Here is a 12,946-nt window from a genome sequence, read left to right on the forward strand (position 1 = left end):
ATCTGTGGCGAGCCGTAACCTGCGCAACACTGTTAGGAGCACGCCGGTCGATGGGCTAATCTGAACGTTTGCCAGCAATAAAAAAAGCGACCACTAATGGTCGCTGAGACCGAATTTTAACACAAAGGGGAGTGGCTTTGTCAAGCTCCGCCGCGGTGACGCGAGACGACGACCTCCGTGCCGAACAGCGGTACCTCACCACCCTCTACGGCCGGCTCGACAGCCTGCGCGCGCAGGCCGACGACCGGTTGCGCGCGATTCTGCTCGAGGGCGGTGGCACCCCGCAGGGCCGCGCCCAGCGTGAGGCGACGCGCGGCCATTACGCCGAGCAGCTCGCGCAGATGAACGCGGTCGAAAACGGTCTTTGTTTCGGCCGGCTCGATTTCGCCGCCGATCAGCCGCGCTACATCGGACGCATCGGTCTGTCCGCCGAGGAACACGATCGTGATCCGTTGCTGGTCGACTGGCGGGCCCCCGCCGCCCGCGCGTTCTATCTGGCCACCGCCGTCTCGCCCGACGGCGTGACCCGGCGCCGCCACCTGCGCACCAAGGGCCGCGTTCTGACCGCCATCGACGACGAGGTGCTCGACATCGAGGCCGGCGACGGCGGCGGCCGCGAGGACGTGACCGGTGAGGCCGCGCTGCTGTCCGCGCTGACCGCGAACCGCACCGGCCGCATGCGCGACATCGTCGAGACCATCCAGGCCGAGCAGGACGAGGTGATCCGGGCCGGACTCAACGGCGTCATGGTCGTGCAGGGCGGCCCCGGCACCGGCAAGACCGCGGTCGCGCTGCACCGCGCGGCCTACCTGCTCTACACCTATCGCGGCCAGCTCACCAAGCAGGGCGTGCTCATCCTCGGGCCGAACCCGACGTTCCTGCGCTACATCTCGCAGGTGCTGCCGTCACTCGCCGAGACCGGGGTGCTGCTGGCGACCCTGGGTGACATGTTCCCCGGCGTACGGGCCAGGGCCGTCGAACCTCCGGCGGCGGCCGCGCTCAAGGGGCAGACGGCGATGCTCGACGTGCTCGAACGTGCGGTGGCCGACTGGCAGACGGTCCCGTCCGACTTCGTCGAGGTCGATCACGACGGTTATCCCGTACGCCTGGAACGCGCCATGCTCGAGGACGCGCGCGCCGCGGCCCGCACCACCGGCCGTCCGCACAATGTGGCCCGCGCGATCTTCGTGACCGAGGCGATCCACGCGCTCTCGCTGCAGATCGCCGAGCGGATCGGCGCCGACCCGCTCGGCGGTGAGAATCTGCTCTCCGAGGCCGACCTGGCCGAGACCCGCCGTGAACTGCGCGAAGACATCGACGTGCAGCGCGCCCTGTTCGACTTCTGGCCGGTGCTGACCCCGCGCCGGGTGCTGCGCGAGCTGCTCAGCGACCCTGACCGGCTCGCGTCGGCGACCCCCGAGCTGAGCGCCGACGAGCGGGCCCTGCTGCTGCGCGACCACGACGCCCGCTGGACCCCGGCCGACGTGCCGCTGCTCGACGAGCTGGCCGAGCTGCTCGGCATCGACGACACCCTCAAGGCCCGGCAGGTCGCCCAGGAGCGGCGCGAGGCCATCGAGTACGCCGAGGGTGTTCTCGAGATCGTCGAAGGTTCGCGCTCGCTCGACTTCGAGGACCAGGAGGAGGAGATCCTCTCGGCGATCGACGTCGTGGACGCGAGCGCGTTCGTCGAGCGGCACGAGGTGCTCGACACCCGTACGGCCGCCGAGCGGGCCGCCGCCGACCGCAGCTGGGCGTTCGGGCACGTGATCGTCGACGAGGCCCAGGAGCTGTCGCCGATGGCGTGGCGGCTGCTCATGCGGCGCGTGCCGAGCCGGTCGATGACGATCGTCGGTGACGTGGCCCAGACCTCGGAGCTGGCCGGCACCACCACGTGGGAGCAGGTTTTCGAGCCGTACGTGGCTCAGCGCTGGAACCTCGTCGAGCTGACGGTGAACTACCGCACGCCGGCCGAGGTGATGGCGGTGGCGGCCGACGTGCTGTCGGCCGTCGACCCGGCGCTCGAACCCCCGCGTTCGGTGCGGACGGCGGGTGTCGACCCCTGGGCGCTGCGCGTTCCCCGAGTCGCTCTGCCGTCCGAGGTCATTGCGGCCGTACGTGTCGAGGCCGCGGAAGCCGGGCAAGGGCGAGTCGGCGTACTCGTGCCGGAAGGTCTGCAGGAGGCTCTCGGGAACGCGTTGGTCGAGGCGGTGCCGGGCGCGGCCGTGGGGGAGCAGCCCGACCTGCTCAACCAGGTCGTGCTGATGACCGTGCGGCAGGCCAAGGGCCTCGAGTTCGACTCGGTGATCGTGGTCGAGCCCGACGAGATCATCGCCGAGAGCCCGCGCGGGCTGTCCGACCTCTACGTGGCGGTCACCCGGGCCACCCGCCGGCTCGGCGTGCTGCACAGCGCCGACCTGCCCAAGGTGCTCAGCGCACTGGCGTAAGAACAGGGGGCCCGGCACCAAGAGGTGCCGGGCCCCGACAGATCAGGCTGCCGCGTACGCGGTGTGGCCGTGCGCGTTGGTCATCGCGAGACGGCTGCGGACCGACGTGTTGTCGCCGATGGTCTGGTAGTAGTTGGCACGACGACGCGCCACGATGCTGTCCGGGTTGTTCGGCGCGGGGGCCAGCTCCGGGCTCAGGTGCGTGTTCAGGCCGTCCTTGAGCAGCGACAGCGCCTCGGCGCGCAGCTGCGACACCCGCGACTCGGTCACGCCCAGGTCGGCGGCGATGTCGGCCATCGGACGCTCGTTCAGGAAGTACTCGGTGACGACGACCTGCAGACGGTCCGGCAGCGAGCTGATCGCGTGGTGCAGGTAGCCGATCTGCTCACGGCGCAGCAGCATGTCCTCCGGGCCCGGGTTCTTCTCGGTCACCAGGTCGTCGGCGCTGCTGGTGGCGAAGCCCTGCAGCGACAGCACGGTGGCGCGGGCCACGTCGGTGTCGGTCTGCTGCAGCTCGTCGGTCGTGGTGCCGAGCGCCTGGGCAAGCTCGTCCGCGGTGGGCGTACGGCCCAGCGTCGTGGTCAGAGCCTGGCGGGTGGAGTCGGTGGCGCGGGCCTTGGTGCGCACCGAGCGGGTCGCCCAGTCGAGTCCGCGCAGCTCGTCGAGGATGGCGCCGCGGATGCGGGTGCTGGCGAAGCGGTGGAACGGGATGCCGCGCTGCGGGTCCCAGCCGCGGGCCGCGGTGACCAGGGCGTGCAGGCCGGCGCTGGTCAGGTCGTCGCGGTGGATGTGGTTGGGGATGCGGGAGAGCATGTCGCGCACCAGGTGGCCGACGAGCGGCATGTGCTTGCGGATGATCTCCTCCTGCTCGGCAGCGGAGAGCACCGTCGTGGCGGCGGTGTCGGCAGTGATGTCGGCAGCGGTCGTCGCGGTGCTGGTCATGTTTGGATCCCCCCGTTGTCGGTGGCCCGTAGTGGCGGGCTCTCCGGCGTACACAGGGAGGTTCGGCGGCGTATGGGTCCCGATTGAGTGACCCGCGGGTGCGTGACGGTTGCATCGCCGGGCAGCCGGCCTGCTCATCCATCGGTCGCGCCTGTGGGTTGGTTGAGACTTCGGCCCCGCGTCTTTTCGTGGGGTGGGTCGGACTGGCACCTTGAGCGCATGGGCCTGACCGACAACGCGTGGGTGATCAACCTGATCGCCGGCGTCGCCATCGCCGCGGGCGTGGTCGGGGTCGTCGTGCCGGTCCTGCCCGGCCTGCTGCTGAGCTGGGGCGGCGTGCTGTTCTGGGCCATCCTCGGCGACGGGGACGGCGCCGTCCGCTGGCTCACGCTCGGCGTGGTCACCGCGCTCGCGCTGCTGGGCGCCCTGATCAAATACATGGTCCCGGGCCGCCGCCTCAAGCACGCCGGGATCCCCGGCTCGGCCCTGCTGGCCGGCGGGGTCCTGGGCGTGATCGGCTTCTTCGTCGTGCCGGTGATCGGCCTGCCGCTGGGCTTCGTGCTGGGCATCTATCTGGTCGAGCGCGCGCGGCTGGGCCCCGGCCGCGCCTGGCCGTCGACCAAACAGGCCCTGGCAGCCGCGGGCCTGTCGATGCTCATCGAGTTCACGACGGCCCTGGCGGTGGCCGTGATCTGGGTGCTCGGCCTGCTCTGGTCCGGCTGGCTGCAGCCCTAGGCAACCGTCGTCCGGCTGGGCCTCCAAACGCGTAGCCGGTTGCGGTGTCGCGCGGCTTTCAGGCGGGCCACCGTCGGGTACGGCCTGGTGCGGTGCCTGAGGGTCGTGCGAAGTGAGAGGGGCACTGCGCCGTCCCAGTGAAGCGAGAACGGGCCCATTTTCAGGAACTCAGGGCTGTCACCGCCCACGATCGCTCAACAAAATCAAGGAAACGGGGCCCTCAACAACGATCGAGAGGCCTACATCCTGGACCTCGGAACGATCATGGCGCTGAGGCCCCTACGTCCTTGAAAAGGAGTCTCGGCTGACTCCCGCCGCCGGGACTGGCCGCGCTGAGCGGTGCGTCGACGCTCGTCCGCTTGGGGAGTCGGGTGAGTGTCGGGTCAGCGGGACTGGCCGCGCTGAGCGGCGCCTCGACGCCCGCCCGCCTGCGAAGCCGCGTGACCACCCGGGCAGCGCGATAGGCCGCACCCGGCCGGCCCCGGCGTGACTCAACGGACGGGAGAGGTGCTCAGACCCCGCGGGTCGGCCGGCCCGGGCGTCGCCGTCGTCGCTGGGTGAGCAGGAGAAGCAGGGGCGTGCCGGCCAGCACCAGCGCCACCGACGCGGCGGCGGCCACGGAGAGGGCCTGCGGAGGGCCGTCCGACTCGGTGGCGGAGGCGGCGGCCTGGCCCGCGGGCGGCTGGCTGGTGGGAGCCGGGGTGGGGGCCACGTCTTCAGGGGAGACCAGCTTGCCCACCGACTCGTCGCGGGGCAGGGAGAAGCCCCAGTCGAGCAGGGACGCGCCCTGCTGGTAGCCGCGCTGGGGCCGGGCCTCGGCGCCGAGCAGGGTGACGACCAGGCGGCGGCCGTTACGTTCGGCGGCGCCGACGTAGCTGTGCCGGGCGAGCTGGGTGAAGCCGGTCTTGCCGCCGAGCGCCCCGTCGTAGTTGAAGATCAGCTTGTTCTCGTTCTGGAACTGGAAGCCGCCCTTCTTAAGCTGGGGCTGGGCCGGCATCTGGGCCGACCGGGTCAGCACGTAGCGGCGGAAGTCGGCGTTGCCGAAGCACACGCGGGCGATCAGGGCCAGGTCGTAGGCGCTGGTGAACTGACCCTGACCGTCGAGGCCGGACGGGGTGACCGCGTGGGTCTGGAAGGCCCCGATGCGCTTGGCGGTGTCGTTCATCGCGGCGACGGTCTTGGCCACGCCGTCGGCGCCACCGCCGCCGGCCAGCCGGGCCAGGGTGTTGGCGGCGTCGTTGCCCGAGTTGAGCATGAGACCGAGCCACAGCGTGGAGATCGTGTACTTGCCGCCCACGACCAGGCCGACGGCCGAGCTGCCGGGCTCGATGTTCAGGTCGCCGCGAGTCACGGTGATCTTCTGCTTCGGGTCGAGCTTGTCGATCACGGTAGCGGCCAGCAGGGTCTTCTGCACGCTGGCCGGGGTCTGGTAGACGTGCGGGCCGCAGCCGCCGAGCACCTCGCCGGTGTCGAGGTCGGCGACCAACCATGTGGTGGCGGTGACCGCCGGGGGCTTCTTGACCCCGGCCGGCACGACCAGGCCGTGGGTGGCGAGCGCGTCGCCGCCGATCGCGCTGCCGACCGGGTCGTCCGGCGGCGGAACGGGTGGTTTGGGCCGATTCGGCGGGGGAGCGACCTTCGGCTTGGGGCAGGGGATGTCAGCCTTGGCCGAGAACGCAGCCGGAACAGCGGCCGGAACAGCGGCCGGAACAGCGGCCGAGGCGGGGATCTGGAAGGGGACGATCAGGGCGGCGGCGCTGAGCGCGGCCAGGGCGGCGCGGATCAAGGCCAGGAAACCCCCGCCTCGAGCCGGCGATCGAGCAACTGCCTCAGCGGAACCGTCTCGCCGTCACCGCCGCCCGCGCCGACGATCAGCCGGGGCATGCTCGGGGACAGGTCGGCCCCCGCGAAGCGGGCCCGCAACGAGGCCGGCACGGTCAACACGTAGTAGTCCCCGTCGTCGCCCACAGCGACCGATCGGTTGGATTTCAGATACCAGCCACGCACATGAGTTCGATACGTGGATCGGCCGTCGAAGGTTCGAGCCATGAGCGTATGAGGTTGCAGACCCCGCTCGGCCGCCTTGCGTACGAAGTCGTCGAGCAGGGCCGCCGCCTCCCGTGCCTCGGCGGCCCGGCCGGCCTCCTGCGCGGCGGCGTGACCGGCGATGGCCTGCCGTCGCTGTTCCGTCCAGTCGGCGTCGCGCTCCATGCCAGCGACCCTAGGCGACGTCTACCCGAGCGGCCAACCCGAGCTTTCCGCTGTGATTGAAGTGAATGTCGTCCCGCCATTTGAATAATCTCGCGGCGGTCCGCGCGGAAAGAATTGCGAATTCGGCCGGGACAGTTGCGCGCGAACCCGTTGGCGAGCAACACTGGGCGCGGTTGGTCGGATGAACTCGGGAGTCGTCATGGCGCGGCAGGTAATCACCACTCTGATCGACGATCTGGACGGAAAGAAGGCCGATCGCTCGGTCGAGTTCAGTCTGGACGGCATTAACTACAGCATCGACCTTTCCGAGGCCAATGCGGGGAAGCTGCGTAAGGCCCTGGACCCTTACATCAACGCCGGCACCCGGCTCGGCCGCGCCGCCGGCCGCGTCTCGCCTCGCCGGGGTGTCGCGGGCGGCCGCACGGCCGGTTCCCGCGACGAAAACCGCCAGATCCGCGAGTGGGCGACGGCCAACGGGCATCAGATTTCCGAGCGTGGCCGCATTCCGCAGAGCGTGACCCAGGCATATCGGGCGGCCAGCGGCCGCTGACCGCATGCAAATCCCCTGCCGTCTTCCGGTTGGGACGGCAGGGGATGGTGTGACGCGCTAGGAAAGGCGCAGCCGCGGCAGCCGTGCGGCCACCGATTCCAGCACCTTTTCGTCGCCCGCATACCAACTCGACTCGCGCGGCCAATGCGTGATCGCGTCGGTGAAGCCCAGCTCTCCGGCGCGCCCCACCGCGTCCTCGAAGGCCTCGGCGCTGCTCAGCGAATAGACCGGTGACGAGTCGAGGTTGAGATAGCGCGGCACGGCATCGCGCGGTTTGCCGGCCTCGTCGAGCGCGCGGTCGAAGCCCGCCGCGATGCGGGCCACATTCGCCCACCACTCGCCGGCCGTCTCGGGCGCCGCGCCGGTGATGCCGGTGGTGACCCAGCCGTCGCCGTGCCGGGCGGCCAGCCGCAGGGCGCGCGGACCGTTCGCCGCGACCACGAAGGGTGGCCGGGGCTGCTGGCGCGGGCCGGGGGTGCTGCGCGCGTCGACGGCGGTGTAGTAGTCGCCGGACCAGTTCGTCGACGGCGACTCGAGGATGGTGCCGAGCAGTTCGAGGAACTCGGTGAACCGGTCGACCCGGGCGCGCGGGGTCATCTCGGGCTCGCCCAGCACCGCCGAGTCGAAGCCGACCCCACCGGCGCCCAGCCCGAGCAGCAGGCGGCCCTGCGAGATGTCGTCGAGCGCGGTGATCTCGCGGGCGAAGTGCACCGGGTGGCGGAAGTTGGGCGAGGCGACGTACGTGCCCAGGCGAATGCGCCGGGTGACCATGGCCGCCGCCGTGAGGGTCGGGACCGCGTCGAACCACGGGCCGTCGACCAGGTCGCGCCAGCCCAGGTGGTCGTAGGTCCAGGCGTGGTCGAAGCCGTACTCCTCGGCGCGCTGCCAGCGCCGCCCGGCGACGGACCAGCGTTGGTCGGGGAGGATCACGATGCCGATGCGCATCGGCCGACGCTACCTCACGCCGTACGGCGGGCTTCGCTCTCGTCCCCGCCGCCGGCCGCCTGGGCGAAGGCCTGCAGCGAGTGCACGAGCTGATCGCGTTCGGCCGGCGACATGCGGTCGAGCACGTCGCCGAGGGCCTCGCGCCGGCGGTCGCGCAGCTGGTCGAGCAGGCGGTGGGCCGACGGGGTGAGCAGCAGCCGCACCTCGCGGCGGTCGCGCGGGTCGGGCACCCGGCGGAGCAGGCCGGTGGCCTCGAGGCGGTCGCAGAGACGGCTGGCCGAGGAGGGCACGACCTCGAGCGCCTCGGCGAGGCGGTTCATGTTGGTGTGCCGGTTTTCGGCGATGATCGCCAGCACCCGCAGCTGGGCGGGCGGGACGTTCGGGCGCTGGGCCTGAACAGCGGCGTCGAGCACGTTGGTCAGCGCGTCGACCACCGATTCGACGGCGGCGGCGACGTCCGTGACCCGATCCATGGCGGATGTTTCCCTGTTCGTCAGACGTGTCCGGCAATGCGCACTGCCTCTACCCGTCCGCCGGGAAAATCATGCCGGCCGGCGGAGCCAATCCAGGCAGACGATGACAGCGTCGTCCTGCTGGTCGGCGCCGGCGTGGTAGTCACGCAACGCGCGCATCACCGTACCCACTGCCTCGGTCGGCGGCTGCAGGCGCGTCCGGCGCAGGGCGCTGAGCAGGCCCGAATCACCGTACGGGGCCCGGCCGCCGGGCGCCGCGGCATGAACGCCGTCGCTCACCACGAGCAGCCGGTCGCCCTGTTCGAGCTGAATCTTCTGCGTCTCGTAGCGGCTGTCGCCGAACATGCCGAGCGGGAGTTGCTGTTCGAGGTGGACAAGACGTACGTCGCCGTCGCGGGCGATCAGCGCGCGGGGCGAGCCGGCGTCGACCGTCTCGACCGTGCCGTCGGCCAGGTCGATCTCGAACAGCAGGGTGGCCACGTGCGCGCTGCCGCCGTAGCGGGAGTAGATCGCGTCGGAGGCCAGCTCGGCCTGCTCGACGATGCCGGCGCCGGAGCGGCGGGCGTTGCGCATCGCGTTGACCGCGACGGTGGTGAGCAACGCGGCCTCGATTCCGTCGCCGTGTCCGTTGAGCACAGTGAGCGTGAGCCGGTCGTCGGACACCGACCAGTCGTAGTGGTCGCCGTACATCGCGTAGGCCGGCTCGAGCTGGCCGGCGAGGCGAAACCGGTCCCCGCCGAGCGATCGCCCGGGCAGCAGCTCCCACTGCAGTTCGGCGGCCATGGTCAGGCGCTGGCGGCGGACCACCTGGCGGTAGCGGTCGGTGTTCCGGTCGGCGGCGCGCAACGCGACGGCCAGTTCGTCGGCCACCGTGGTGAGCTCGGTGACCAGGTCGTTTGTGGCCGCCCCGGTGAGTGTGACCCGCAGCACGCCGAGGCGGTCGCCCCATGTGGTGAGCGGCAGCAGCACCCGGTTCTGGCCGCTGTCGACGACCGGCTGCTGGCTGCCGAAGCACCGCTGCTCGAGCGGGCCGCCGACCGGCGACTCGGGGTCGAGGACGGGCCACAGGGCACTCATGGTCAGGTCGCTGAGCAGCAGTTCCACACTGTCGACCGGGAACCAGGCACGCAGGTGCCGGTCGACGACCTCGGGGAGACGGTCGGGCGGCGCGGCGCGCAGGAACGAACCGACGGAATCCGGACGGGCGGTCACTCGATCTCCCTCCTCGAAACGGCAATAGTTGCCAGAGAGCAAGAATCATATGCGTTTGCTCCCGGACCCTCCGAAGCGAGGTCTAGGCGAACGACTTCTCAAAGTGGATGAGGCTTCCGCGCCTCGGTACGGAGGTCATGCGTACGTTCTCGCCCAGGGCTTTGATCAGGCTCAGGCCGCGCCCGCTCTCGCTCGTCGCGTCCGCCTCGGTCGCGACGGCGTCGGGGTCGAACCCGTCGCCGTTGTCGCGCACGTCGATCGAGCAGTGGTTCTCGGCGACGTCCAGACTGACCTCGAAGTTCTTGGCCCCGTTGGCGTGCCGTACGACGTTGGAGCACGCCTCGGTGATCGCGATCTCGAGGTCGTCCTGGGCCTCGCTGTCGACTCGCAGGGCGGCGAGGGCGGAGCGCAACAGCCGGCGCACGGTGGGCACACTCCCCGCCTCGCGGGGCAGATCCAGCCGGACTGTCATACGCATGCCCCTGTTGGTTCCCGCTCGACCGCGGAGCTAATCGTGGCCTACCTTGCATCGGCTGATCCGAACTCCGGCGAGAAACGTGTTATTCGGGGCCGGCCTGGGCGTCTCCCTTCCGTGGCCGAGCAGCGGCCCATGGCAGCGACGCCCGAGGAAAGGCTGGACAATGGCGGAACAACCCGACATCACGGTCGTGATCGCCGCGCGGGCCGGCGACCCGGTGGCGATCGACCGGCTCGTCGCCGGATATCTGCCGCTGGTCTACACGATCGTGGGACGGGCGCTGGAGGGTCACGCCGACGTCGACGACGTCGTGCAGGACGTGATGCTGCGCGTACTGCGCAACCTGGGCGACCTGCGCGAGCCCGAGGCGTTCCGGTCGTGGCTGGTCGCCATCACCGTGCGCCAGGTGCGCGAGCGGTTCCGGGTGCGGCGCGGCGCGCCCGAGGCCCTGCTGCCCGAGGACCTGCGCGACCCCGGCGCCGACTTCACCGACCTGGCCATCACCCGGCTCGAGCTCAGCGGCCAGCGCCGCGAGACCGCCGAGGCGACCCGCTGGCTCGACGAGGACAACCGCGAGCTGCTGTCGCTCTGGTGGCTCGAGGCGTCGGGCGAGCTCACCCGCGACGAGATCGTCGCCGCCACCGAGGTCACCCGCCAGCACGCCGCGGTGCGCGTGCAGCGCATGAAGGGCCAGCTCGAGACGGCCCGGGTCGTCGTGCGCGCGCTCACCGCCCAGCCGGGCTGCCCCGACCTGCAGCAGATCACCGCCGAGTGGGACGGCCGGCCCAGCCCGCTGTGGCGCAAGCGCATCGCCCGGCACACCCGCGACTGCCGGTACTGCTCCCCGTCCTGGAACGGGCTGGTCGCGGCCGAGCGGCTGCTCGCCGGCATGGCCCTGGTCCCGCTGCCGGCCGGGCTCCTCCTCGGCCAGGGCACGCTCACCACGAGCGGCGGCACCTCCCTGGCGGCCAAGGTGGGCTTCAGCCTGTCGCAGAAGGTGCTCACCGCGGCGCTCTCAACCGCCGTGGTCGCGGGCGGGGCCACCGCGGTGGTCGTGACCCAGCAGGACGATGACCCGCCGCCGGTCACCACGGCCGCGGTCGTCGCACCGACCTCCGCCCCCGCGCGCCCGTCGACGACGCCTCCGCCGAGTCCGACATCAAAACCGAAGCCGACCACCAAGAAGCCGTCCGTCGTCGTCACGGCCAAGGCGAGCACCAAGAAGGGCGTCGGCGTCTGGAAGTTCGCCGGACTCAAGCCGGCCCTGGCCGACGTCGGCGCCGGCTGGTACTACAACTGGGGCGCGAACAACAACGACGTGCCCGGCCCGGCCGGCGTCGAGTTCGTGCCGATGATCCGCACCGGGCCGGACGCCACCGCGGCCAACCTCGCCCAGGCCAAGCGCGAGGGCGACGAGCTGCTCGGCTTCAACGAGCCCGACATCGACGGCCAGGCCGACATGACCGTCGAGGAGGCGCTCGCGGCCTGGCCCAAGCTGCAGGGGACCGGCCTGCGGCTGGGCAGCCCGGCGGTCGCGTTCGGCGGCGACACGGCCGGCGGCTGGCTCGACCGGTTCATGAAGGGCGCGAAGCAGAAGGGCTACCGCGTCGACTTCATCACCCTGCACTGGTACGGATCCGACTTCTCGCCGGCCGCGGTCAACCAGTTCCTGGGGTACGTCGACGCCGTGCACAAGCGCTACGGCAAGCCGATCTGGATCACCGAGTTCGGACTGATGAACTTCAGTGGCTCACCCAAGTATCCGACCCAGGCCCAGCTCGTCACGTTCATCAAGGGCTCGACCAAGGGCCTGGAGAAACGGTCGTTCGTCGAGCGCTATGCCTGGTTCGGCCTGCCCGCCGTGAAGGACAGCGTCGACTTCGGCCTCTACCGCGACGGAGACAGTCCCACGGAGGCCGGAAAGGCCTACCGCGCGGCGGGTTAAAGTCAGCTCATGATTCGGTTCGGGTACAAGGCTTCGGCGGAGCAGTTCGCGCCGGCGGAGTTGCTGAAATACGGTGTGCTGGCCGAGGAGCTCGGCTTCGACTCGGTCTTCGTCAGCGACCACTTCCAGCCGTGGCGGCACGACGGCGGGCACGCCCCCGCCGCGCTGCCGTGGCTCGGCGCGCTCGCCGCCCGGACGGAGCGGGTGCTGGTCGGCACCAGCGTGCTCACCCCCACGTTCCGCTACCACCCGGCCGTGATCGCCCAGGCGTTCGCCACGCTCGGCTGCCTCGCGCCGGGCCGGGCGATCCTGGGCGTCGGCTCGGGTGAGTCGCTCAACGAGGTGCCGCTCGGGCTCGCGTGGCCCGACGGCAAGGAGCGTTTCGCCCGCCTCAAAGAGTCGGTGCAGCTCATCCAGCGGCTCTGGTCGGAAGACCGGGTCACCTACGAGGGCCAGTTCTACCGCACCGAGAACGCCACCATCTATGACAAGCCCGCCACGCCGGTGCCGGTCTACATCGGTGCGTCCGGCCCGGCGGCCACCCGGCTGGCCGGCCGCATCGCCGACGGCTTCATCACCACCAGCGGCAAGGGCCACGCGCTCTACACCGACACGCTGCTGCCGGCCGTGCGCGAGGGCGCCGAGAAGGCCGGCCGCAAGGTCGACGACCTCGACCTGCTGATCGAGGTCAAGGTCAGCTTCGACGACGACCACCACCGGGCTCACCAGGACACCCGGCACTGGGGCGCGCTGGCCCTCTCGCCCGAGGAGAAGACCGGCGTCGAGGACCCGATCGAGATGCAGCGCCTGAGCGACGCGCTGCCGGTCGAGCGCACCGCCACCCGGTGGATCGTCTCGTCCGACCCCGACGAGCACATCGCCCGCGTCGCCGAATACCTCGACATGGGCTTCCAGCACCTGGTCTTCCACGCCCCCGGCCCCGACCAGGAGCGCTTCCTGCGCCTCTACGCCGAGCGCATCCTGCCCGAGCTGCGCGCCCGCGGCTGACCG

The 12,946-nt window shown here is 71.0% G+C and carries 12 protein-coding genes; 5 read left to right on the forward strand and 7 right to left on the reverse strand.

What is annotated here, in order from left to right; translation table 11 throughout:
• Window positions 1–155 precede the first annotated feature (155 nt).
• On the forward strand, window positions 156–2,444 hold the full coding sequence (locus EER30_RS31720) for a HelD family protein (RefSeq protein ID WP_240670422.1): 2,289 nt from the start codon (window positions 156–158) through the stop codon (window positions 2,442–2,444).
• A gap of 42 nt (window positions 2,445–2,486) precedes the next feature.
• Here the strand turns inward: EER30_RS31720 and EER30_RS31725 are convergent, their stop codons facing one another.
• Complete coding sequence (locus EER30_RS31725; RefSeq protein WP_127504330.1) at window positions 2,487–3,386, reverse strand: sigma-70 family RNA polymerase sigma factor; 900 nt, start codon at window positions 3,384–3,386, stop codon at window positions 2,487–2,489.
• 219 nt (window positions 3,387–3,605) lie between these two features.
• On the opposite strand from EER30_RS31725, the gene EER30_RS31730 reads away from it, so the two are divergent.
• Window positions 3,606–4,121, forward strand: a complete 516-nt coding sequence (locus tag EER30_RS31730; protein ID WP_127504331.1) for a DUF456 domain-containing protein — start codon at window positions 3,606–3,608, stop codon at window positions 4,119–4,121.
• 511 nt (window positions 4,122–4,632) lie between these two features.
• Here EER30_RS31730 and EER30_RS31735 read toward each other — a convergent pair.
• The gene (locus tag EER30_RS31735) at window positions 4,633–5,904 is read right to left on the reverse strand and encodes a D-alanyl-D-alanine carboxypeptidase family protein (protein ID WP_127504420.1); all 1,272 of its coding nucleotides are present in this window, start codon (window positions 5,902–5,904) and stop codon (window positions 4,633–4,635) included.
• Window positions 5,904–6,332 carry a hypothetical protein gene (locus EER30_RS31740; RefSeq protein WP_127504332.1) on the reverse strand — a complete coding sequence of 143 codons (429 nt, stop codon included), beginning with the start codon at window positions 6,330–6,332 and terminating at the stop codon, window positions 5,904–5,906. Before EER30_RS31740 ends, EER30_RS31735 begins: the two co-directional genes overlap by 1 nt.
• Window positions 6,333–6,531: 199 nt before the next feature.
• Between EER30_RS31740 and EER30_RS31745 the strand changes: the two genes are divergently transcribed.
• Window positions 6,532–6,882: a histone-like nucleoid-structuring protein Lsr2 gene (locus EER30_RS31745; RefSeq protein WP_127504333.1), complete on the forward strand. Its 351-nt coding sequence runs from the start codon at window positions 6,532–6,534 to the stop codon at window positions 6,880–6,882.
• 57 nt (window positions 6,883–6,939) lie between these two features.
• Here EER30_RS31745 and EER30_RS31750 read toward each other — a convergent pair whose 3' ends face one another.
• The 4 genes from EER30_RS31750 to EER30_RS31765 all read right to left on the reverse strand — a co-directional run bounded on the left by EER30_RS31750 (window position 6,940) and on the right by EER30_RS31765 (window position 9,984).
• The gene (locus EER30_RS31750; protein ID WP_127504334.1) at window positions 6,940–7,827 is read right to left on the reverse strand and encodes an LLM class flavin-dependent oxidoreductase; all 888 of its coding nucleotides are present in this window, start codon (window positions 7,825–7,827) and stop codon (window positions 6,940–6,942) included.
• A gap of 14 nt (window positions 7,828–7,841) precedes the next feature.
• Window positions 7,842–8,300 carry a MarR family winged helix-turn-helix transcriptional regulator gene (locus EER30_RS31755; RefSeq protein WP_127504335.1) on the reverse strand — a complete coding sequence of 153 codons (459 nt, stop codon included), beginning with the start codon at window positions 8,298–8,300 and terminating at the stop codon, window positions 7,842–7,844.
• 69 nt (window positions 8,301–8,369) lie between these two features.
• A complete protein-coding gene (locus EER30_RS31760; RefSeq protein ID WP_127504336.1) occupies window positions 8,370–9,512 on the reverse strand; it encodes a PP2C family protein-serine/threonine phosphatase in 1,143 nt (380 codons plus the stop codon).
• A gap of 82 nt (window positions 9,513–9,594) precedes the next feature.
• Window positions 9,595–9,984, reverse strand: coding sequence for an ATP-binding protein (locus tag EER30_RS31765; protein ID WP_240670423.1), 390 nt, complete (start codon window positions 9,982–9,984; stop codon window positions 9,595–9,597).
• A 169-nt stretch (window positions 9,985–10,153) separates the two neighbouring features.
• On the opposite strand from EER30_RS31765, the gene EER30_RS31770 reads away from it, so the two are divergent.
• Both EER30_RS31770 and fgd read left to right on the forward strand, forming a co-directional pair.
• Window positions 10,154–11,935 (forward strand): sigma-70 family RNA polymerase sigma factor, encoded by a 1,782-nt coding sequence (locus EER30_RS31770; protein WP_127504338.1) that lies wholly within the window; start codon window positions 10,154–10,156, stop codon window positions 11,933–11,935.
• A 9-nt stretch (window positions 11,936–11,944) separates the two neighbouring features.
• Window positions 11,945–12,943: a glucose-6-phosphate dehydrogenase (coenzyme-F420) gene (gene fgd, locus EER30_RS31775; RefSeq protein WP_127504339.1), complete on the forward strand. Its 999-nt coding sequence runs from the start codon at window positions 11,945–11,947 to the stop codon at window positions 12,941–12,943.
• The last annotated feature ends 3 nt before the right edge of the window (window positions 12,944–12,946 follow it).

Origin of the sequence: Actinoplanes solisilvae (assembly GCF_003999975.1) — a bacterium.
In the GTDB taxonomy this organism is placed as follows: Bacteria; Actinomycetota; Actinomycetes; order Mycobacteriales; family Micromonosporaceae; genus Actinoplanes; species Actinoplanes solisilvae.